Consider the following 21,464-nt stretch of genomic DNA (forward strand, 5'->3'; position numbering starts at 1 on the left):
GACTTTTTCTAGGCAAACAAAGACAATTTGCAGATTCACAAAAAAGTCGCAAATCTTTATATTTAGGACTTTTTTGATTGCCGACTTAATAGTTTAAAACACAAAATGGCGCAGCTATTTTATGTTTTAAGATAAGACAAAAAGCCTATTTACCTGTATTTTTTTGCGTCTAGGATGAGTTATCATCTGTTTTTCTATATAAACAAAGCTAGCAAATCATTTAGAGAATGAAGATTAAGCAAAAGTTGGTTCTGAGTTATTTAGCGATCACTGCTATCAGCAGCTTAGTTGGAGTCATCAGCTACAAAAATATAGAAACAATCAACCAAGATTTTCAAGCTGTTTCCGAGGGAACTATTCCTACTAACTCAGCGCTTAAAGACCTTAAAAATTCGGGTTCAAAAATTATTGCTGCTACTTCAGAATATACAACGATCTCAGCACGCTCAAAGATTTTGCCTCTAACCACAGAAATAAACGCAGCTTTACTTGAGGAAGAAGAAGAGGTAAAAGAAGGATTTTTGGCATATGATATAGCCTTGAATCAGTATAAATCTATACCTGAGAACTTGTCTGCCGATAAACTAAATGCTCTTACCCAAATTAAAGCCGCAGGTGAATCCCTCAAAGCAAATAGCTTAAAATTAATTGAAGTTCAAAAAACAAGCAATGATCCCCAGAAATTTTTTGAGCAAAAAGAGGAGTTCGAGGAGAGCGAAGAAGAATTTATTAAAGCAATTGGTATCGCCCTAAGGACTGAAGAATTAAAGTTACAGAGGCTTAAGGATGAAGTCCAGGTTGCAATTATTGATAGTCGCAATATTTTTTTAATTACCAGTATTTTTGCATTTGTTTCTGCGTTAGGAATTGGGCTAACTTTATCAGCTTCAATCATTAAGCGTTTACAAGAATTGGTTCTATCTACTAAACAGATTGCCCAAGGGAATATAGATGTGCTGCTTCCATCCCCTAAGAATGATGAATTGGGACAACTCAGCCAGAGTTTTGCTGTTATGCAAAATGAACTTAAATCCAACTTTGAGCGACTTGAAGACACTGTAGAAGAACGCACAAAACTTTTAATGCTTGAACAGGCTAATTTAAAAAAGAAACTAACTCAAGAGCGTCTGGTGTTAAGCATTGTTGAACAAATACGTCATTCTTTAGAGATTACGGAAACCCTCAGCTCGGTTGCGGCGGACATGCGCTCAGTATTTGCTTGCGATCGCGTAGCCATATTTCAATTTAACGATCAAAACTTTGCTACCTTTATCACCGAATCAGTAGGGCAAGGTAATGATCCTATTGTCAGTGGCACCCTTCAATCTTTTTTCGTCGAGAATAAGTCTTTTCGATCTGGGTCAACTCATCTCGCCATCAAAGATCATGAAGATCATGAAGATATTTACTCACGTTTGAGTATGCCAATATTTGAAGGTGACCGACTTTGGGGAACATTAGTTGCTTTTGATTATCAGCAGCCTAGTCGTATTTGGACAGAAAGTGAAATAGCGATCGCTACAGCAGTTTGCTTACATGTAGGAATTTCGGTCAAACAAAATAATCTATTGAATGAATTAAAGCATTCTAAAGAAAAAGCTGAAGCTGCAAATGTTGCCAAAAGTGAGTTTCTATCGATGATGAGTCACGAGATTCGCACTCCTATGAATGCGGTAATCGCTGTAAGCGACCTTCTTAGTTTTACTGAGCTTAATGAAGAGCAAGAAGATTATGTCCAGATGATTCTTGATGGTGGAAAAGTATTATTAAATGTGATTAATGACATTCTTGATTTTTCCCGTATAGAAGCGAATCACCTAGAGTTAGAGATCAAAACTTTTGGATTACGTAATTTTATAGAGAGTACGGTTAACTTACTCAGACTACAAGCTAGTCAAAAGAATCTAGGTTTATTCTCCGTGATTGACCCATTGTTACCAGATTTATTGTGGGGAGATAGCAATAGAATAGGGCAAATTTTAATTAATTTGGTTGGTAATGCCATTAAATTCACTGAATCTGGAGAGATTAAAATTTTAGTAGAAATGCTAGATCAAAATGAAGACAACTGTACAGTTAAATTTAGTGTTTCAGATACAGGAATTGGAATTGAGCCTAAGAACCAAAGCAAACTTTTTGATCCATTTATTCAGGTTGACTCCTCAAACACCCGTCGCTACGGTGGTAGCGGTTTGGGGCTAGCAATTTGCAAACGTCTAGTTGAAAAAATGAATGGAACTATTTCGGTGCGATCGCAATTTGGAAAAGGTTCAACATTCAGTTTTGTGATCCAGTTAAAAGAAGAGCAAGAGCAACTCTCAGATCTTCAAAAGGATATTCTCACAGTTCCCTCCACTGCTATATTCTCTCCACAAGCTATTGTCACAGAAGAAAATCTCCAAGTTTTAGTGGTAGAAGACAATTCCTTAAATAGGATCGCAGCACTAAAGTCTTTAGAAAGAATGGGATACTCGGTAACTTTAGCAGGAGATGGACTGGAAGCGATTAGCTATCTTAAGCAGCAAGATTTTGATTTAATATTTATGGATCTGCATATGCCCCAATTAGATGGGATTGGAGCTACTCGGTTAATTCGTCAAGAAATATCTGATTATTCCCCTTATATTATCGCCATGACCGCAGATATGACCCAAGGAGTAAGGCAAGAATGTCTAGATTCAGGCATGAACGACTATATTAGTAAGCCTGTCACGTTTAAAGAATTAGCCTCTGCTGTAAAAAGAGCATTAAAATCAATGGATTCCAAATCAACTTTAAAATCTATTGATTTATAGCAATGCAAGCTTTATGTACTATAGCAATGTAAGTTTTGCTTAGGACATAAGTAGCTCAACATAATTAAAACCCAAAACCAGAGTTTGTTCCGCCCGCGTAGCGGGCGGAACAAACTTCTCGGTTTTTAGTTTACTTAACGTCAGTTCGACGAAAGCGAAAAATGGTAAGAATCGCTAAGCGATTCTTACCATTTTTCGCCATTTGCGTCGTGCGAAGCACGACGCAAATGGCGATATCGAACTCACGTTTACTTATGTCTAGCTACTTAGGGCTTGCTGAAAAAGAGACTAAGGGAAAAGTAGTGGGCAAAGAGGAAGGGGATAATACTTTGAGTGTCTACAAGGAAATTGCCAAGAAAAAGAATTAAAGTTAAAAAGGGGTTTCCAAGAAGGAAGAACAAAGAGTTGCCAGCAAAAGATAAACCAAGACAAACCGAAAAAAGCAAGCTGCTTGAGCAGCGCTTCCAAATTCATCACCAAGAAAGTGATAGCGATCGCCGTTTCCGATGTATTTGCCAACTTGGACATGACGCGATTTAGACTGAACCGTCGTTTAGCCAGTCCAAACTTACCTTCAATTTGATTGCGAACCTTAGCATCTTCGAGAGTCTGCTTGCGAATAGCCGCCAACTCATCGGGTACAGGTCTGCCCAAAGGCGGAGCCGTAATCCGAATACCGAGATTTCGACAATAGGCGCGATTGCTGCGAGTGCGGTAAATCTGGTCAACGTAAACCGCTTCAGGATAATGTCCAAAGCGAGATTTAAACAATGCTACTTGTTGCTGCAAATCCCCCGATTCATTGAAGTTATCCCAACTGAGATGGTCGAGAAAGGCATGACCATCGACACAACTAACTGAGAGTTTAGCGCCAAACTCCACAGGTGTTCCTGCCTTACCTCTGACAATCGGACGTACATGAGGTTGCGTAATACTGACGATGCGGTCATCTATGCGATGACCACCTTGCTCGTACATCCATTGTTGTTGCCGATATACTTCACTGACGACTAGCAAGTTCCGATAGAGACTCCTCTTCAATTCCGATAGCTTTGCCCCTGCGGCAATTAGAGTGTCAATATGGGCAAGATTGCGACGCACATATCCCAACTGTTGGCGCAATGCTTTGCGAATCCTTTTACGATTGGGTTGGCGTTGTTTGGCAATTTGGAGATACGCTGTCCTTGCTTCACGGCGATAGGTGCGTGGTTTCTTCGCTAATTGTTCTTTCACTTGTTGGTAAAGAGCATCAATCACTATTTCCGTTTGTTCTCTTGCTTCGTTCAACAGTTTGATGTCAGTGGGATAACGGATGTCGGATGGCGCGACTGTTGCATCTAGCAGCAATTTTCCTTGGTTTGCTGGTTCTGGTTCTTTCTGTTCCTTTTCTATATTCTGCTCTTCTAACTTCTCTTCTATCTCTTCTCTTTCTTCTTTCTTGTACTGCTTTGCTTCCTTCTCTTTTTGTCCCGACTCTTTAGGAGGCTTCACAATCCGTTCGTTGATTCTGCCCACGATCTCTAGATTCAATCGCTTGCGGAAATGTACCATCATGCTTGCTTCAAATGGGGCGTTGTCGCTGTACTCTGATAAGCCTAGGAAGTATTGTAAATATGGATTCTCACGAATTTGTTCTACTGTCTCTTCGTCACTTGTTCCTAGCTTCTCTTTGATGATCAGCGCCCCAAGTGCTATCCGAAATGGTTTTGCTGGTGCTCCTTGTCCTTCGCTAAATTGTTCTGCATATTCATTCTCAAATTCTTCCCACGGCACTAGTTCTGCTAATCTTACCCATCGATTTTCTCCTGATAGTTTGCCGCCAAATGGTAAGTAGAAGTTCTCGAATGATAGCTGTCCTGTGGGGGATTGTCGGTACATGCAATTTTATTGGTGCAAGGGTTTTTCTAGCTTTTCTTGCTTTTTCTTGCATTTTATCTGTTTTCGTTCTCCTTAGAAACCTTTGCTTGTATGCTTTTCTTGCTTTTTCAGTAAGCCCTACTTAAAACCAAAAAGATGAGTGGCGGCGCTTTTGCGCCGCCTATCCATAGCCAAATACACTTAACGAGAGCTATAGATACTAGGGATTGCAATAAGAGCAGTACATCGGATCGGCAAGTTGAATTTTATCTGGAAAGAGAACTTCTTGCTGAAATAGACAGCGATCGCAACGATAAACATTAGCGCGGGTAGCTCTTGTCGGCAATCGGCAAAGCTCGCAGGGCAACCCCTTAATTCGCTTCACTACATCGAAATTCACAAAATTACAATTGGGACAGAGTTGCTGTAGTTTGCGAACGAGATCTTCTGTTGCTTTGGTAATATTTTTCATGCGAGTGGGATTATATAGCGCTCGCATATCTGTCTCTATGTGGATTTGAGGGGATTGTCTCAGCAACTTATGGACAGACTCCTTGAGTAAATCTTCTGAATTAATACCTTTATAAATTGATTCTTTTGCGGAAGTCTGAGCATCTGGGATTAAGACAACTGCATGATCGGGAAAGCCAATTTTGAGAGCGAATTCATAGGCTTGCTCATAGCTAGAAATCTCTTGATGGCGAAAATTAGTATCTGCGGACAGAGATTCGCCATATACAGTGAAATCATGCTTTTTATCCAGCAATAAAACAAGTTCGCGATTGTAAGCTATGCCAAAAATTGGATGTGGAAAGAAACTACCTTCACTGGCGATCGCTAAATCTGCATCACTTATCTCTAAAGCCTTCTCAGCCTTAATCTTCGCAGTTTCAATTTGATTGGCAGTGCGCTCAATATCGCGGGTAAATGTACCAAAGCGATCGCTGTCAAAATCCTGCGCTACAGTGATCTTGACTCCTAATGATACTTCGAGGACTGGGGCGATCGCTAATTCCTTGCGGTGCATTGTTGCAATTACCGCAAGGCGATTAGTAAACTCGATCCGATGGTCTTGTTCCCCTCTCCCAAAGGGAGAGGGGCTGGGGGTGAGAGCATCACTCATCATGGGCAAAGCGATTATAAAGAAAGTCTAGAGCCGTATTTCTAAGATCGTAGTATAGAGGATCTTCCATGATTTGGGCGCGATCGCGGGGACGTGGGAAAGGAATTCGCATGATTTCGCCAATATTAGCAGCAGGACCATTGGTCATCATTACTAAGCGATCGGCTAGGAAGAGAGCTTCATCAATATCGTGAGTAATCATCAATACTGTGCAGCGATGCTCTGTCCAGATCTGTAATAGTTCCTCTTGGAGTTCCTCTTTGGTAATTGCGTCCAATGCGCCAAAGGGTTCGTCAAGGATGAGAACTTCAGGACGGATTGCCAAGGCTCTAGCGATCGATACCCGTTGCTTCATCCCTCCTGAAATTTGGGTGGGTTTTTTCTCCGCAGCTTCACTCAAACCCACCATTGCTAGGTGATGGCGCACGATATCATTTTTCTCGCTCTTAGAGAGATTGGGATTAACGGAGTCAACGGCAAGCATGACATTTTCGTAAACCGTTAGCCAAGGTAATAGCGCGTAGCCTTGAAACACCACCATGCGATCGGGACCAGGTTTGGTGATTAATTTGCCATTAACTGTCACTTCTCCAATGGATGGTTTGGAGAAGCCACCCACCATGTTCAAGAGCGTTGATTTGCCGCAGCCAGAGTGACCAATCAAACAAATAAATTCGCCTTCTTGGATATGCAGATTGACATCCTTAAGAACAACATATTCACCCTTGGGCGTGGGATAAATCTTGGAAACATTTTCAATGCGAAGGAAAGATTCTTGAGGGGGGATTTGGGCGATTTGGTTTGTATGTTCGAGAATGGTTTGGGTCATGTTCTTTTTGCTCTCTTTGAAAAATTGGTTGTGAAAGTAGGTAGGTTGTTAAACGTAGTGGACTGTTTCATCTAAAGTGATGCAATAGTCGATCTATCAAAAAGCTTGTTAAGACTGACTTCACCTAGTTTTCTATTACACTATTTTAGATGAAACAGTCCAGTAGGATGGGTTAGCGATCGCATAACCCATCATTTTGATCTAGTTGAAAGGAACTAAGCAACCATTCGTACTGATTCCATCGCAATTTCTGCCATCGTGATATTGCGCTTAATATCTAGATGGTTGAGATAGCCAATGGGATCTTCAGCATTAAAGGGAATATCATCAAAGAGTTGAATCGCATTGCGGCTGTAGGTGATGTCTGTTAATCCCAACTCACGGGCTGCGGTACTGAATACACCGACGCGACAGGTTTTCTCCAGTACTTCTACCCAGTTGCGAGGGAAGGGAACATCGCCCCAACGCGCCATCTGGGTAATGTGCCAGAGATGCTCAGAACGGCTAGGACGGTTGACTCCAGCACCATAGAACTGGTGGTGAGCAGGTTCGCGCATGGGGGTGTCAAGCGCACAGGTGACATCATCAGGGTTGCCCAAGTGGATGTAATTAACATTAGTGCTGACATAGGCGCGACGGGAGAGAATCTGGCGGATCTCTTCAGCATTGTTGGGATCGGCGCAGTACATACAGGCTTCTAGCAATGCTTTGACGAGAGCGATATGGGTGTTGGGATAGGCGTTTGCCCAATCTTCACGAACACCGAGAACTTTGCCAGGATGACCATTCCAAATTTCGAGGTCAGTTGCGACGGTGAAACCGATATTTTCCATAGCAGCACGGAAGTTCCAAGGCTCACCGACGCAGAATCCATCGATACTACCTGCTTTGAGGTCAACTACCATTTGGGCAGGAGGAATGGTTTTCAGTTCGACATCAATATCGGGGTCGATGCCACCTGCGGCTAGCCAATAACGCAGTAGGAGATTGTGCATTGATGAGGGATGGACTACGCCCATGCGGTGTTGACGATCGCGAGTACTTTGCAACATCGCCTTAAAATCAGCGAGGGTATGAATGCCGCGATCGTAGAAATGCTTGTCGAGGGTAATGGCGTTACCATTGCGGGTCATGGTTAGAGCCGTGACGATGGGCTTGCAAGCGCCAGCACCGCCGAGGGTGAGCCACATTGGTAAACCTGAAGGCATTTGCGCCGCATCAAGATAGCCGCCCGAAATCCCATCGACAATACCGCGCCAACTGGTTTCACGAACGAGGGAAACTTCATCGAGTCCATGCTTCTGAAAGAAACCCTTTTCCTTGGCAACAGCAATCGGCGCACAGGCAGTTAAGGGAACGAAGCCGATCTCTAAGTTGACTTTTTCTAAGCCATGTCTCGATACAGTGGTAACCTTGCGAGCATTCAATTTCTTGACACGCTTTTGTTGGTTCAAGAAGTAAATGATTTCACTGCGAAGGCTGTAGTAACTAGGATGATTGACCGCTTCCATGCGTTGACGGGGACGGGGAATATCCACTTCGAGGATATTCCCAATTTTCGAGGCAGGTCCATTGGTCAACATCACAATGCGATCGCTCAGCAATACCGCTTCATCAACATCGTGGGTAACCATTACGGCGGTGATCTGATCTTCATTACAGATTTGCATCAACTTCTCTTGCAAGTTACCGCGAGTCAGTGCATCCAACGCGCCAAAGGGTTCATCAAGAAGTAGCAGTTTAGGACGGACAGCCAAGGCGCGAGCGATCGCTACCCGTTGACGCATCCCGCCTGATAGCTGGGTGGGTGGTTTGTCGATCGCATGGGCAAGTCCGACCATGTTGACATAGCGTTCTACTAAATCATGACGCTCACCCTTGGGCAAATGGGAAAGCACTTCGTCAACGGCAAGAGCAACATTTTCGCGCACCGATAGCCAAGGCAAGAGCGAATAGTTTTGGAATACCACCATGCGATCGGGACCGGGACGAGTTACGCGCTCATCTTCGAGCATCACAACGCCGCCACTGGGTAAGTCCAAACCTGCAATCATGTTTAGCAAGGTGGACTTGCCACAACCAGAGTGACCGATGAGAGAGATAAATTCACCTTTTCTTATTTGGAGGTCAATTCCTTTGAGGGCAATATATTCTTTTCCACCGCCTAAGGGAAATGTTCTCTCTACCTGATCAACTAAAACAAAATCCTGCATTTTAAAATTCTCCTTTTATAACAAATCTCTCTGTCTACGTTTCAAGGTATAGATCCCCCCAGCCCCCCCTTATAAAGGGGGGAGAATAAAATTATCTTCTTCCCCCTTTATAAGGGGGATTGAGGGGGATCTCTTTACTTCTGTTCTTCAGGCAAAATTACATTTTGGAGCCATGCTACAACGCGGTCAAGAATCAAGCCCACAGCACCGATATAAACCAGAGCCAAGATAACTTCTCCTACCTTGTCATTGGTGTAGGAGTTCCAGATGAAGAAGCCGATACCGACAATACCTGACATGATGATTTCCGCAGCGATAATAGCAAGCCATGCTAGACCGATGGAAATGCGTAAACCAGTGAAGATATAAGGTAGTGCTGAAGGAATCAAAATCTTGAAGAAATACTTTTGCTTAGAAAGTTGGAGGACTCGCGAAACGTTGCGATAGTCTTGGGGGATTTGCTTAACACCAACGGCAGTATTTAACAGGATTGGCCAAACCGCAGTGATAAAGATAACGAATAATGCGGCAGGTTCATTTTGACGGAGAGCCGCAAGTGCGATCGGAACCCATGCAAGAGGTGGAACTGTTCGCAAAAATTGGAACAATGGATCGAGCGCTTTATCAATAACCGCATTAGTGCCAACTAGAATCCCGACACTAATACCCACGATCGCTGCAATTGAGTAGCCCTTTGCCACGCGCTCAAAGCTAGCGAGAGTTTGCCAGAATAGCCCTTTATCAGTACCACCGCGATCGAAGAATGGATAAAGCAAGAGGTTGCGGGTGGATTTTTCGGAAAGGATATTCAAGGGGCTGGGCAATTTGATTAAACCAACGCCAGAGAGAATCTGCCAAACAAGCAAAAATCCGAGAATTCCAATGATTGGAAGCGCCCAATTCTGAGCTTGCTTTTCCCAAAACTTCGATAGCGATCGCCCAAAGCTACCGTTACGATTACCAATACTTGCTGCCATAATTTTTTGTTCCTGTGAAATTTAATTAGTTTTTAGTCTTTAGCTTTTAGCTCTTGGCTTTTAGCTCTTAGCTTTTAGAAAGTGAATGTTGTCCGTAATACTCCAACGGTTGCGGTAGGTGCGTTGTTGATACCTTCAGGATTAAAGACAAAGAACACGCCTGGGGTAATGCTGATATTTTTAGAAAGTTTGAAGTTGAAATATCCTTCCAAGTGATAGGGTTTTGTGGTAACTCCAGTGGAATTCGCAAGTCCGCCAACAGCATTACGTGCTAGAGGCTGTCCAAAGATCAGCCCAGCTGTGTTGCCTTCATTGAAGACATCATTGAAATGAAATCCTGTCATCCAACTAGTAAAAGTGGTGGAAGCATCCTTATTAGTAAGGTTGGCAAAAATCCAAGCGCCAGATAGATTAAAAGCAATCTTCGGAGTAATCCGCCAAGTCAAAGTTGAACCGATAGAATTCATTTTGATTGGGTCAGTTAGTGCTGTACCTGTTCCACTAATTGCATTAATGTCTGCGGAAGCTAGACCAGTTCCCAAGATGTTGATTTGGTGATAGCTATTGGCATAGTTTAGTCCGATATCTAGATTGGAAGTGGGTTTGAGGGTTAATTGGGCGGCTGCAACGCTACTACCACCGAAGAAACCTGCACCAAGCAAAGTATTGGGATTGTTAGCAGGGATCGCAGAGTTGACGCTTCCGTACAAAGCTCGAAAATCAACCTGCTCGGAAGGAGTCCAAATGAAACCAACAGCAGCAGCTAGCCCAGTACCAGATGTACCGCCCGACACACGGGTTGCAGCATTTAAACCTTGACCAAAACGGGAGATCGAGCCTTGACCTTCACTAGCAAACGGGCTAATTGCGGGGAAAGCATCGGAAACCTCTGCATTAGAGCCTGCGAACATTGTCAACTTATCAGCTACAGGGAAAATGTAAAGTAGCTTGTAAAGATTGACCGAGTTAGCTGCTGCCGTGTTGGAGTTAGATGGATTGAAATTGAGGAATTGATTCTCAAATCCCAATCGGACATTACTAGAACTGCCAAGGGGATCGGCATAGCCTAAGGGTGCAGCTAGGCTGTTGATATTGGTAGCTTGCAATCCTGTAATCAATAAGTCTTTACCAGAGAAGCTAGTCAATAAATTCAAGCGAACGCGGTTATTAAAAACAATGTTAGTGTTTGTGCCACCGTTGTTAGGATTGGCTCCTGTTGCGCCCGACACACTGAAAATTGCTTCGCCACTCAATTTAGTTGTCGTAGAGAACTGCTGCGCTTCCAGTTTGGCAGTTTTCGCATCAAGGGCATCAACTCGACCACGGAGAGTTGCGAGTTCGGCGGCAAATTCCTCTTGGAGCTTTTGCAAAGTTGCAAGATCTTCTTTGCTAACCTTATCCGCTAATCCTGCCGAAATAATCTCATTGATTTTGTCAAGACAAGCATTTAAACCAGCCGCAAATTCATAGCGAGAGGTCGCTTGCTTGCCACGAAATGTGCTATCGGGATAGCCTGCGATGCAACCATAGCGCTCAACTAGTGATTGTAAGGCAGTAAAAGCCCAATCTGTAGGACGCACATCTGAGAGTTGAGAAACCGATGTGACATTCTGAGCAATGGGATCATTAGCGATCGCCTTAAGTTGAGTTTCGCCAGAAATTTGGGGAATAGTAGTTTTAGTTTCAGTGGATGCAACTGTCGAAGAACTAGTAGGATTTGCCTCCGCTGACAAAGATATCGTGCCTAAAGCTAGGGGCAAGCTTAGTAGAAGCAATCCGAGATGACTGGTATGAATTTTCAAGATTAATTTCCTCACACAATACTTGTTTATTTTTTAAATTTTTTGAGCAAATTTTTTGACCTATGCCTTCTTGATCTTTAGGCTGTCAAGATAGGCTTGAGGATTTTCAGGATCGAACTTTGTACCATCAAAGAATTCCTCGATACCGCGAGAGGTGCTAGTAGGAATATCAGAGAAACCTGCTTCTTTGGCTGCTTCTCTCCAGATATCTTCACGATTGACCTTCTTAATCAAATCTTTTGCTGATGCGAGAGATTCCTTTGGTAAGAAGCCCCAACGCACACTCTCGGTGATGAACCAGAGGTCATGGCTTTGGTAGGGATAGGAAACATTGCCCTTCGCATCTTTCCAATAGAGCGTAGCCATGCTCTTGTCATCAATAACGCGACCGTCACCCATGTCATATTTGCCCATCATGGGAGCTTCAAGGATTTCTGGGTCTACACCAAAATAGTTCTTAGTAGCAACAATTTGAACTAACTCTTTGCGATTATCGAAGTTATCGCACCATTGCTGGGCTTCCATAATCGCCTTAAGTAAAGACTTAGTTGCCTTTGGATACTTATCCACCCAATCCGCACGCATTGCTAAATATTCTTCAGGATGTCCCTTCCAAATTTCGGCGGTGAGGGCAGGGATGAAGCCAATCTTCTCTTTGACGATACGGTAGGGCCAAGGGTCGCCTGTGCTGAAAGCATCCATTGTGCCAGTTTTCATATTGGCTACGGTTTGCGCCGCAGGAACAGTCAACAATTCGATATCTGTATCAGGATCGACTCCATTTGCTGCTAGCCAGTAACGAATCCAGAATTCTTGATTGGCTTTAGGGAAAGTGTAAGCAGCTTTAAATTTCGCTCCTTCAGATTTTGTCTTCTCAAAGAAATCCTTGGCTTTGTCGATTTTTAGGGTTATCCCTTTATCTTTATGTTTGCCTGCCACTGCGATCGCATTACCATGGGTATTTAACTGCAACAGCACATACATGGGGATTTTGAGGTTATCGGTGATAATTCCCTCGGAAATTAAATAGGGCATTGGCATTTGCCATTGACCGCCATCAATACCACCTGCGGAGGAACCAATTTTGACATTATCTCTAGCGGCTCCCCAGTTGGCTTGTTTGGATATTTCCACATTATCCATGCCATATTTTGCGAAAAATCCTTTCTCTTTGGCAATAATTAATGGTGCTGCCTCGACAATTGGCAAGTATCCGAGACGTACTTTGGTTGTTTCGGGAACCTGTTCAGGAGGAAGACTTATTTTTGCAGCCTGAGCTGATGTAATCATTGGGGTGTCTTCAGGAGGGTTGCCAAGACATCCTTTAAGTAAGACGGAACTGAGGGCTGTAGCTCCTGCTGTAGCTAAAAAGCGTCGTCGTGAAAAGTTGTTATTGAAACCAGACATAGTTCCACTCCTAAAACATAATAAATAGGTTTTTGAAAAAATAAGGCAGCAAAAACTAAGCTGCGATCGCTCTTGAAATTAATCTGCAATTTTGACTTGCACATTTCAAGGTAATCTCAACTCATCGCGATTTGAGAAGCTAAGTTATTTAAGATGACTTAGCGAAAATCTTTAAGAACGATTGATTGGTTGCTATTGATATATTAGAGTTAAGCCTTAATAGAGTAAAGTCTATTATTTTTATAATTATCATAGATGATAATCTATTGAAACTGTCCTATCAATGACTAACTTTGTTCGCACATCTCTCTAAATCCCTATAAGTAGTTATTACCAAAGAAGAAGGGAACAAGAAATTAGAGCGACTCAAGTTTTGCTATACAATTGCCATAGCAACAACACATGAATTAAGTATGGATACAGCAAGTCTCAATGCTCTGCTCAATAGTGGTGCGATCTTGCCAGAACTAATTGTCATTGGGACATTGGTGCTTGTATTGATCGTTGATCTAATTGCATCAGGACGAAAATCAGCAAATGTGCTACCTAATATTGCGATCGCTGGTTTAGTCGCCTCTACTGCTGCCCTTGTGTGGCAATGGACGGGACTAGAAAATCCGATCGCCTTTTTGGGTAGTTTTAATAGTGACAAACTCAGTATTATTTTTCGTGGCATTATTGCCCTATCTGCTCTCCTAACGATTCTCGTTTCAGTACGTTATTTAGAGCAGTCAGGCGTAGTAGTTGGCGAGTATCTAGTCATTTTGCTCAGTGCGACCCTCGGTGGTATGTTCCTCACTGGTTCCGACGAAATGGTGATGGTATTTGTCTCCCTTGAAACCCTGAGTATTTCGTCTTACTTGCTGTCGGGTTACACCAAACGCGATCCGCGCTCCAATGAAGCGGCGCTCAAATATTTATTAGTCGGTGCGGCTAGCTCGGCGATTTTCCTTTACGGGATGTCCTTGCTCTACGGACTTTCGGGCGGCGAAACCTCTCTATCGGCGATCGCTTCAAAGATTACCGTTAGCAACACGGCTCTAATCATTTCGATGGTATTTGTGATTGCGGGGATTTCCTTCAAGCTCTCGGCAGTACCTTTCCACCAATGGACACCAGACGTTTACGAAGGTTCACCTACCCCTGTAGTTGCCTTTTTGTCGATTGGCTCTAAGGTGGCAGGTTTTGGTCTAGCGCTCAGATTTTTGATTACCGCGTTTCCTCTGGCTTCTCTACAATGGCATTACGTTTTTGTCGTATTGACCATTTTGAGTATGGTCTTGGGTAATGTGGTGGCGATCGCCCAAACTAGCATGAAGCGGATGTTGGCTTATTCCTCCATCGGTCAAGCAGGTTTTGTGATGCTTGGCATGGCGATCGACTCCGAAGCTGGTTACGCCAGCATGGTGTTTTACTTGATTCTGTATCTGTTCATGAACATGGGTGCTTTCGCCTGTGTGATCCTGTTTGCTTCCCGTACAGGAACTGACCAAATCAGTGAATACAGTGGCTTATACCAAAAAGATCCTTTGCTGACCCTCGCTTTGAGTGTTTGCCTCCTCTCACTTGGTGGTATTCCTCCTCTCGCTGGATTCTTTGGTAAGCTCTACATTTTCTGGGCAGGTTGGCAAGCTCAAGCCTATGGCTTGGTCTTACTAGCGCTAGTCATGAGTGTGGTTTCTCTCTATTACTACATCCGTGTCGTCAAGATGATGGTAGTTAAGGAGCCTCAGGAAATGTCTGAGTCGATTCGCAACTATCCTGCGATCACATGGAATCAGGTGGGTATGAAGCCTCTCCAAGCAGCGCTCGTATTTACTCTGATCTTCACAGCGATCGCAGGTATTGCGTCTAATCCTCTCTTCTCCCTATCCAATCAAGCTGTAAAAGAAACCAAGTTCCTCCAAGCTAAAGCTCCAATATCAAAACCAGTAGCGGTCTTACCAACAACTGCACAATAAAAAAAGGGCGCGATGCGCCCTTTTTTTTGCTAATTTTTCGGTTGTTTTGTTGTCTGTTTACTTTAATTGTCTACAGTAAACTTTCAAATAAATATGAGTATAATCATTAATCCTGAATGGACGTTTATAGAAGCACTACAAGCTGCATGGAAAGCATATAGTGGTGGAGTTGAGCTTGGAGCGCCTAATAGAGTACGTTGTCTAGAAAGATGGGCAAATGTAGTAGGTAGGGAAAGAGCTGTTTATGAACTTAATGCAGTATTGAGTGAATATGCAACCTATAAAGAAGCTGCTAAAAGTTTTGGGATGTCTGTATCTACCCTTAGCAGAATAAGAAAAAATTTCAATGCAATGCCAAGTGCAACGCTTTTCTCAACAGTTCCAAGCAAAATCGAAGAGCATATAGCATCACTAAAAAAGACTGAAAATAATATAGATGATATTGATCAAAGTTTGGAAAAGTTTCTCCAGCTTGCAAAGCAAGACAGTATTGATCCCATTGCTAGAATGATGGAAGTTTTAGTCAATCAAGATATTGAATCATCTATTCAAGAACAAACTCTTCGTCAAGTCCTTGCAATAGTTGAAAGAGCAGGAATCAATGTCATTTCTAGATTGTTCGATTGGATTACAAATATTGCAAATATAGAAGATATTATTAATACTCTTGAGAATCTTGAGATTGATGACTTACAAAAACTAAATGCAGCAATTGGTCTAGGTAATCTCAAAAGTATTTTGTCAATCTGGCAAGTAAATCAGGAAAATAATAGCGAAGAATTTTGGCAACAAACACTCGCACAAAATTCTTTTGTATTTGCTCAGATTTTCTCATTTCCAGTAATTATTGTGGGAAATAAAGCTTACTTAGGTGGAAAAAATTTTGGAAATACTGGAGGAAATATAGTTGACTTTTTATGTGCAAATAGTTTGACTAAAGACGCTGCTCTAATAGAAATAAAAACACCTCAAACTAGGCTTCTTGGTTCCCAATATAGGGGTGATGTATATAATATTTCAAATGATTTATCTGGGTCTGTAATTCAGATTGCCAACTACAAAAAATCATTACTTCAAAACTATACTTCTCTTATAGGTGATCAAGAAGAAAGATTTGATGTATTCAATCCGAAGACTATCGTTATTATTGGTAATGCTCAAATTGAATTAACAGAATCAAGAAAGAGAAAATCTTTTGAATTATTTAGATCAGGATTAAGTGATATTCAAATCATTACTTATGATGAGTTGTTTGGGAAAGTTGAGTTTCTTGTTGCTCTGTTGCAAGGTGAAATTGTTAATCATATTGGTTGATTTATCGTAATATGATTAACCAATATCTATAAATTAAAGAAAAAATTATATGTTACGCCTAGAGCAGTCAGAGTAACAACACTATCAAGAATGGTTAAAGGAAGAACCTTCAGAATTAATTGCAAAACTGCGATCGCATAGGGAACAGATAAAAAAAGAACTTTTACTCATTCCGTGAAAATATATTTTTGACTTGGCGATCGCATTAGGCGTTAACACAGTTTAATTCCCAAAAGCTATAATCAGTAATGATTTGCGAATCAAATTATGCTTCTGCCTACAAACGCAGCGATCGCTGAAGAAAAATTGACAAAATATCTCTTAGTGCTTTTGCCTAAAGATGACAAATCGCAATTTCTTCAGAAAGCAGGATATACACTAGAAAACTGGCAGCAGCTAGAAATTGACCTGAGAGCGCAAATTTTGACACAACCTGCCAAATTTGTAGAAACGACAATCTATGGGAGTAAGTATAGAATTGATGCAATCCTAAGAGGAGTTAACGGAGTAGAGCTTGAAGTTACTACCATCTGGATGCTAACAAATCAACAAGCAAAGTTTGTTACCCTAGTTCCTAAACGTTTGAGTGATCGCGAGTAAATACATGAAACCTAAATTTCCTTTATTCTCAGAAGTTGTCTTGCTGCAAGATATACCCATGTATAACCTCAAACGTGGTTCAGTTGCTACGGTTGTAGAACATTATCCCATGACTGAATTGGCGCAAGATGGTTATAGTCTTGAAGGGTTTAATATTCCAAATGTGACAGTCGAAGTTGCCGAATCACAAATTATCTCTGTCGAACAATGGCAGAAAGAGATGGAAATATTAGAAAAACTACATCAATTAAGCGTAGTAAAACTAGTTCATTTAGAGTCGTACATCGAGAAACTATTAAGCGATGACAGTAGCGATCGACTGAAAGTATCTTAAGTGGCTATAGTCCCAAAGAAATTTTAGAAGAACTGCCAATCTTAAACCTAGAAAAAATCTATTTAGCTGAAAGTACTCTTATGGCTGTTACACTACCTATTTCTAAAACAATTTTGTCTGTAGCGGATGTTGAAGAAAAATTTCAACTATTTCCCTGCACCGCACCTACATTTTTTAGAGAGTGGCAGGACAATTTGCCAGAACTCACTGAGATTGAAAAAGCCGCACTTGATCGCCTATTAGTCAGATTTACAGCACATAGAAGGCGTGGCATCTTAGCCGAAGGTGCTGTTGACAAGCTCATGATATCGCCATTGCTAGATTTAGTCGGATTCTATGAGCCTGAATACGAGGTGCGAACTGAAGAATCAGTTGAATTTGCCCTAGAAGGTGATGAAGAAATTTTGCGCGGTAGAATTGATACTTTAATTGTGCATGAAAAGCTATGGGTATTAGTGATTGAAGCAAAACGCACGATTATGGCTTCATTAGCCATGCCACAAGCTTTGTCATATATGATGTGTAGCCCACAACCTGATATTCCATCATTTGGAATGATCACAAATGGTGATGAGTTTATTTTTCTGAAGGCGATCGCTCAGCCAACGCCTCTATACAGTGCTTCGAGATCGTATTCAATATTTTTTCCTACTGGCAGTCAAGATTTAGTTGAAGTGTTCCGCATATTGAAACAGATTAAAAATCTTCAGAAGTAATTGCTAGGGTTGCGATCGCATAGGGAACAGATAAAAAAAGAACTTTTACTCATTCCGTGAAAATATATTTTTGACTTGGCGATCGCATTAGGCGTTTTAGTTGTTTAAACTCTTTTCGTAGTTGCTAGTCTCTTTCTTAGTAACCGTGAATTTCTTTTTACGGGTGAAGTTAATTTTTTGTAGTGCTTGCCTGATTAGTACTGGACTGACAGGTTTTCCCCATTTTTCAGCCATTTCTTTTTGTGTCAAATGTTCATTGGCTTCGGCAAATGCTTTGAATGCTTCTAGGTCTTTGATTTTCAGCTGTGGTTCCCGTCGATACTCATTGGGAGATAAACTTCCTTTCTCTTCTCTACGTTTTAACCACTGATCTAATGTATTTCTGCTAATGTTCAAGGTTCGGCAGACATGACTCTTTTTTTCTTCTCTGTCGATCGCTGATACTGCTTTCTCTCGTAGGTCTAAGCTGTAGGCTGCTGTCATTTTCGTTTCTTTTTCTCTCTCCTATTTCTATATTATGTCCTAAGCAAACCTTTTTGCTATATACATAAAACCAAAAAGACGAGTGGCGGCGCTTAGCGCCGCCACTCGTCTTTCTAGCTATCTCTTGCATTGTCATAGCATCTCTCCCTTTTTCTAAGACACTCTTTTCTCAATTATCAAGATTATAAGGGAGTCTTTAGTGGAACTTGTGGAATTGGTACAATGCCAGAGACAATGAGGTTTTAAGATTTTTAGGAACAAGAAGCTTGGTGTTTCTTACCAACCTTCTTGTTTCTGAATCAATGTTGAAATGACTAAGCAGCAACTTGCTTAGAGCTATTTTTATGTTCGCGCATGGAGTTCACAAAACGCTCGAAGAGATAATCAGCATCGTGAGGACCTGGGCTAGCTTCAGGGTGATATTGCACTGAGAAGATAGGCAAGGTTTTATGTTCTAAACCTGCGACGGTGCGATCATTGAGGTTGATATGGGTCAACATGGCGGGAGATGCGTCAAAGGATTCTCCTGTGAGTGCAAAGCCATGATTTTGGCTGGTGATTTCCACTCGGCGATCGGCATTTTCGGCTTGGTTTTGAGCTGGTTGATTTAAGCCACGATGTCCAAACTTGAGTTTGAAAGTATCTCCACCCATTGATAAGCCCAAAATCTGATGTCCTAAGCAAATACCAAACATGGGTTTGTTAGCTTCTAGTAAAGCCTTTGCCGTTTCAATGCCTTGGGTAACTGCGGCTGGATCTCCAGGACCGTTGGATAGGAAGATGCCATCGGGATTGTAAGAAAGAATCTTCTCCGCAGAGGTATCAGCAGGAACGACGATTACACGGCAGCCGTAGCTAGCGAGTCGGCGCAAGATATTCCGTTTTACGCCAAAGTCGATCGCCACAACTGTCAGAGTTTCGCCTGTTAACTTGGATGGTTCGATAAACTCCCATTCCGAGATAGTTTTTTCTGCCCATTCATAAATGCGATCAGTGGAAGCTGCTTGAGCAAGATTTTGACCCTGCATGGATGGCGCTGCCTTAACCTTAGCAAGTAACACTTCAGGATCGAGGATTTCGGTGGAGATGCCGCCATTCATTGCGCCGAGTGATCGCAACTTGCGTGTTAAAGCGCGAGTATCAATCCCTGCAATGCCGACGACATTATGAGCCTTGAGGTAATCAGGTAGAGACTGACGCGATCGCCAGTTACTTGGGACAGCCGTAATGTTACGTGCAATTACGCCGCGCACTTGTGGGCGATCGGATTCATCATCTTCGGGAGTTACGCCTGTGTTGCCAAGTTCGGGGCAGGTGAAAGTTACAATTTGTCCTCGGTAGCTGGGATCGGTCATTACCTCTTGGTAGCCAGTCATACCTGTATTAAATACCACTTCACCGATCGCGGTTCCTGATGCGCCAAAGGCATAGCCACGGTAACAAGTACCATCCGCCAAGACTAAAATCGCTGCTTGCTTTGTTGCCATATTCAAATACTCTTGCGTTGCTGTCCACTATTCAGTTACTTATTTTGGACACTAGCGATCATTCTAAACGTTATCTAGGTCACAAGATCAAAAAAGAGGGCTTGCAATGCAAGCCCTCTTTTGTATTTAGCTAATCACTTCAGCGATTTCAATTACTTGACCATCGGGGTCTTTGACCAAAAAGTTAAGTGGTTTCTCGCTACGGACTTTATGTTTGATCCCTTTAATTTGAATTTGCAATAAAATCTGCTCTACACAGTCACGGTTAAAGCAAATATGCCGTCCTCGATTGACATCAGTAGCATTTGCGCCAGGGACGATATGCAGTTGGACGTTTTTCTTAAGCAGATACCATGCGCCCTCCATGTCTGCTGAATATTGCTGCGATCGCGATCGCCTAGCTTCAGCAGGAATATAAATGGGGTCGGCAGGTGCGCCCATGCCATATTCATAGCCATAGTAATAATGTAGCGGCACGTCGGCGATCGGCAATTTCAACTCGCCTTCATAAAAATATCGCGCTTGATCGAGGTTAGAAACCATGATCGTATGTACTTTCGGTGCGCTGGTGAGAAACATCCACATGGCAACAGCGTATGCACCGAGGAGCATAACCATGATGCCTTGAGTAGAAAAAATTGACTCCATCGTAAAGTAACTACATATTAAGAGACTTAGGCTTTTAGTTTAACGCAACTGTCATGGGTTTAAGTAATTGCGTAACAGTTTGGGGATAAATCCTATGTAGTTCTGGTTTAAAAATCTTACCGATCGCTTGCTAAGCGTAAAATTTTCCCTGCTAACATCGCTGCTCCGAAACCATTATCAATATTCACCACACCCACACCTGTCGCACAGGAATTAATCATCGTCAGCAAAGGTGCAAGCCCATTAAAACTAGCGCCGTAACCAATACTTGTCGGTACAGCCACAATCGGACAATCCGCCAAACCTGCAACTACACTTGCCAACGCCCCCTCCATGCCTGCAACCACAATAATCACATCAGCATCCGCGATCGCATCACGATGACTGAGCAGGCGGTGGATTCCCGCCACACCCACATCCCAAAGCCGCTTCACCCTAAATCCGCATAACTCACCAGTCACAGCAGCTTCCTCAGCGACTGGTAGATCGGCGGTTCCTGCGGTGATGATCGTGATTGTGCCTTGCTTTTTCATGGTTGATTCACCGAGGCAGCAAATTTGGGCGATCGGGAAATATCTCAATCCGCGCAAAGATGACCAAATTTGTTCATAAACAGAAGTTGAGATTTTGGTTGCCATTACTAAGGGATTTTTAGACTCCATCACCTGCATAATCTGGATAATTTGCTCAGGTGTTTTACCCAAGCCAAAAACCACTTCAGGAAAACCAGTTCGTAAAGCGCGATGGTGATCGATTTTGGCAAAGTCTCCCACTGACTCATAGTGGAGATATTTCAATTCTTCTAAAGCTCTCTCTGGACTGAGTTCTCCTTTCGCTACTGTTTCCAGAATTTGCTTTAAGTTGTCATGCATAGAGGTTCAATGTACTGATACTTCCAATATAGCAATGTAATACCAA

At 42.4% G+C, this 21,464-nt stretch carries 17 protein-coding genes; 6 read left to right on the forward strand and 11 right to left on the reverse strand.

The features are described from left to right. Window positions 1–227: 227 nt before the first annotated feature. A complete protein-coding gene (locus ABM313_RS01495) occupies window positions 228–2,795 on the forward strand; it encodes an ATP-binding protein (RefSeq protein ID WP_434685938.1) in 2,568 nt (855 codons plus the stop codon). Between the two features lie 288 nt (window positions 2,796–3,083). Here the strand turns inward: ABM313_RS01495 and ABM313_RS01500 are convergent, their stop codons facing one another. From ABM313_RS01500 to ABM313_RS01530, 7 genes are all read right to left on the reverse strand, one after another. Then, window positions 3,084–4,673, reverse strand: coding sequence for an IS5 family transposase (locus ABM313_RS01500; RefSeq protein WP_434683668.1), 1,590 nt, complete (start codon window positions 4,671–4,673; stop codon window positions 3,084–3,086). 199 nt (window positions 4,674–4,872) lie between these two features. Beyond that, window positions 4,873–5,778 (reverse strand): DUF6671 family protein, encoded by a 906-nt coding sequence (locus ABM313_RS01505; protein WP_434685939.1) that lies wholly within the window; start codon window positions 5,776–5,778, stop codon window positions 4,873–4,875. Further along, entirely contained in the window at window positions 5,768–6,604 is an 837-nt protein-coding gene (locus tag ABM313_RS01510) for a nitrate ABC transporter ATP-binding protein (RefSeq protein WP_271252895.1), read from the reverse strand. The genes ABM313_RS01505 and ABM313_RS01510 overlap by 11 nt, the downstream gene beginning before the upstream one ends. A 215-nt stretch (window positions 6,605–6,819) precedes the next feature. Further along, window positions 6,820–8,817: a nitrate ABC transporter ATP-binding protein gene (locus ABM313_RS01515; RefSeq protein WP_434685940.1), complete on the reverse strand. Its 1,998-nt coding sequence runs from the start codon at window positions 8,815–8,817 to the stop codon at window positions 6,820–6,822. Window positions 8,818–8,951: 134 nt separating this feature from the next. Then, window positions 8,952–9,794: a nitrate ABC transporter permease gene (gene ntrB / locus ABM313_RS01520; RefSeq protein WP_434685941.1), complete on the reverse strand. Its 843-nt coding sequence runs from the start codon at window positions 9,792–9,794 to the stop codon at window positions 8,952–8,954. A gap of 74 nt (window positions 9,795–9,868) precedes the next feature. Then, window positions 9,869–11,599, reverse strand: coding sequence for an iron uptake porin (locus tag ABM313_RS01525; protein ID WP_434688323.1), 1,731 nt, complete (start codon window positions 11,597–11,599; stop codon window positions 9,869–9,871). A gap of 57 nt (window positions 11,600–11,656) precedes the next feature. Beyond that, window positions 11,657–13,003 (reverse strand): CmpA/NrtA family ABC transporter substrate-binding protein, encoded by a 1,347-nt coding sequence (locus ABM313_RS01530; RefSeq protein WP_434685942.1) that lies wholly within the window; start codon window positions 13,001–13,003, stop codon window positions 11,657–11,659. A 413-nt stretch (window positions 13,004–13,416) separates the two neighbouring features. Between ABM313_RS01530 and ABM313_RS01535 the strand changes: the two genes are divergently transcribed. The 5 genes from ABM313_RS01535 to ABM313_RS01555 all read left to right on the forward strand — a co-directional run bounded on the left by ABM313_RS01535 (window position 13,417) and on the right by ABM313_RS01555 (window position 17,928). After that, window positions 13,417–14,964, forward strand: coding sequence for an NAD(P)H-quinone oxidoreductase subunit N (locus ABM313_RS01535; protein WP_434685943.1), 1,548 nt, complete (start codon window positions 13,417–13,419; stop codon window positions 14,962–14,964). Between the two features lie 93 nt (window positions 14,965–15,057). Then, window positions 15,058–16,278 (forward strand): Shedu immune nuclease family protein, encoded by a 1,221-nt coding sequence (locus ABM313_RS01540; protein WP_434685944.1) that lies wholly within the window; start codon window positions 15,058–15,060, stop codon window positions 16,276–16,278. A 267-nt stretch (window positions 16,279–16,545) separates the two neighbouring features. Continuing rightward, entirely contained in the window at window positions 16,546–16,878 is a 333-nt protein-coding gene (locus ABM313_RS01545; RefSeq protein WP_434685946.1) for a DUF6883 domain-containing protein, read from the forward strand. A 4-nt stretch (window positions 16,879–16,882) separates the two neighbouring features. Then, window positions 16,883–17,212 (forward strand): DUF4926 domain-containing protein, encoded by a 330-nt coding sequence (locus ABM313_RS01550; RefSeq protein ID WP_434685947.1) that lies wholly within the window; start codon window positions 16,883–16,885, stop codon window positions 17,210–17,212. Window positions 17,213–17,292: 80 nt separating this feature from the next. Further along, on the forward strand, window positions 17,293–17,928 hold the full coding sequence (locus ABM313_RS01555) for a type I restriction endonuclease (protein ID WP_434685949.1): 636 nt from the start codon (window positions 17,293–17,295) through the stop codon (window positions 17,926–17,928). 96 nt (window positions 17,929–18,024) lie between these two features. On the opposite strand, the gene ABM313_RS01560 is transcribed toward ABM313_RS01555, so the two are convergent. From ABM313_RS01560 to larB, 4 genes are all read right to left on the reverse strand, one after another. Next, a complete protein-coding gene (locus ABM313_RS01560) occupies window positions 18,025–18,411 on the reverse strand; it encodes an IS630 transposase-related protein (RefSeq protein ID WP_434685950.1) in 387 nt (128 codons plus the stop codon). 314 nt (window positions 18,412–18,725) lie between these two features. Continuing rightward, window positions 18,726–19,898 carry a glutamine-hydrolyzing carbamoyl-phosphate synthase small subunit gene (gene carA, locus ABM313_RS01565; protein WP_434685951.1) on the reverse strand — a complete coding sequence of 391 codons (1,173 nt, stop codon included), beginning with the start codon at window positions 19,896–19,898 and terminating at the stop codon, window positions 18,726–18,728. Window positions 19,899–20,024: 126 nt separating this feature from the next. Next, complete coding sequence (locus ABM313_RS01570) at window positions 20,025–20,546, reverse strand: glyoxalase-like domain protein (protein ID WP_434685952.1); 522 nt, start codon at window positions 20,544–20,546, stop codon at window positions 20,025–20,027. Between the two features lie 116 nt (window positions 20,547–20,662). Beyond that, window positions 20,663–21,418 (reverse strand): nickel pincer cofactor biosynthesis protein LarB, encoded by a 756-nt coding sequence (gene larB / locus ABM313_RS01575; RefSeq protein ID WP_434685953.1) that lies wholly within the window; start codon window positions 21,416–21,418, stop codon window positions 20,663–20,665. Window positions 21,419–21,464 lie beyond the last annotated feature (46 nt).

This window comes from Pseudanabaena minima str. Chao 2107 (genome assembly GCF_051131155.1).
GTDB classification, from domain to species: Bacteria; Cyanobacteriota; Cyanobacteriia; order Pseudanabaenales; family Pseudanabaenaceae; genus Pseudanabaena; species Pseudanabaena minima.

What these genes read in the sequence shown, in the direction of transcription:
- ABM313_RS01495 (WP_434685938.1), top strand. Translation starts at nt 228, where the DNA reads ATGAAGATTAAGCAAAAGTTGGTTCTGAGTTATTTAGCGATCACTGCT.
- ABM313_RS01500 (WP_434683668.1), bottom strand. Translation starts at nt 4,673, where the DNA reads ATGTACCGACAATCCCCCACAGGACAGCTATCATTCGAGAACTTCTAC.
- ABM313_RS01505 (WP_434685939.1), bottom strand. Translation starts at nt 5,778, where the DNA reads ATGATGAGTGATGCTCTCACCCCCAGCCCCTCTCCCTTTGGGAGAGGG.
- ABM313_RS01510 (WP_271252895.1), bottom strand. Translation starts at nt 6,604, where the DNA reads ATGACCCAAACCATTCTCGAACATACAAACCAAATCGCCCAAATCCCC.
- ABM313_RS01515 (WP_434685940.1), bottom strand. Translation starts at nt 8,817, where the DNA reads ATGCAGGATTTTGTTTTAGTTGATCAGGTAGAGAGAACATTTCCCTTA.
- ntrB (WP_434685941.1), bottom strand. Translation starts at nt 9,794, where the DNA reads ATGGCAGCAAGTATTGGTAATCGTAACGGTAGCTTTGGGCGATCGCTA.
- ABM313_RS01530 (WP_434685942.1), bottom strand. Translation starts at nt 13,003, where the DNA reads ATGTCTGGTTTCAATAACAACTTTTCACGACGACGCTTTTTAGCTACA.
- ABM313_RS01535 (WP_434685943.1), top strand. Translation starts at nt 13,417, where the DNA reads ATGGATACAGCAAGTCTCAATGCTCTGCTCAATAGTGGTGCGATCTTG.
- ABM313_RS01540 (WP_434685944.1), top strand. Translation starts at nt 15,058, where the DNA reads ATGAGTATAATCATTAATCCTGAATGGACGTTTATAGAAGCACTACAA.
- ABM313_RS01545 (WP_434685946.1), top strand. Translation starts at nt 16,546, where the DNA reads ATGCTTCTGCCTACAAACGCAGCGATCGCTGAAGAAAAATTGACAAAA.
- ABM313_RS01550 (WP_434685947.1), top strand. Translation starts at nt 16,883, where the DNA reads ATGAAACCTAAATTTCCTTTATTCTCAGAAGTTGTCTTGCTGCAAGAT.
- ABM313_RS01555 (WP_434685949.1), top strand. Translation starts at nt 17,293, where the DNA reads ATGGCTGTTACACTACCTATTTCTAAAACAATTTTGTCTGTAGCGGAT.
- ABM313_RS01560 (WP_434685950.1), bottom strand. Translation starts at nt 18,411, where the DNA reads ATGACAGCAGCCTACAGCTTAGACCTACGAGAGAAAGCAGTATCAGCG.
- carA (WP_434685951.1), bottom strand. Translation starts at nt 19,898, where the DNA reads ATGGCAACAAAGCAAGCAGCGATTTTAGTCTTGGCGGATGGTACTTGT.
- ABM313_RS01570 (WP_434685952.1), bottom strand. Translation starts at nt 20,546, where the DNA reads ATGGAGTCAATTTTTTCTACTCAAGGCATCATGGTTATGCTCCTCGGT.
- larB (WP_434685953.1), bottom strand. Translation starts at nt 21,418, where the DNA reads ATGCATGACAACTTAAAGCAAATTCTGGAAACAGTAGCGAAAGGAGAA.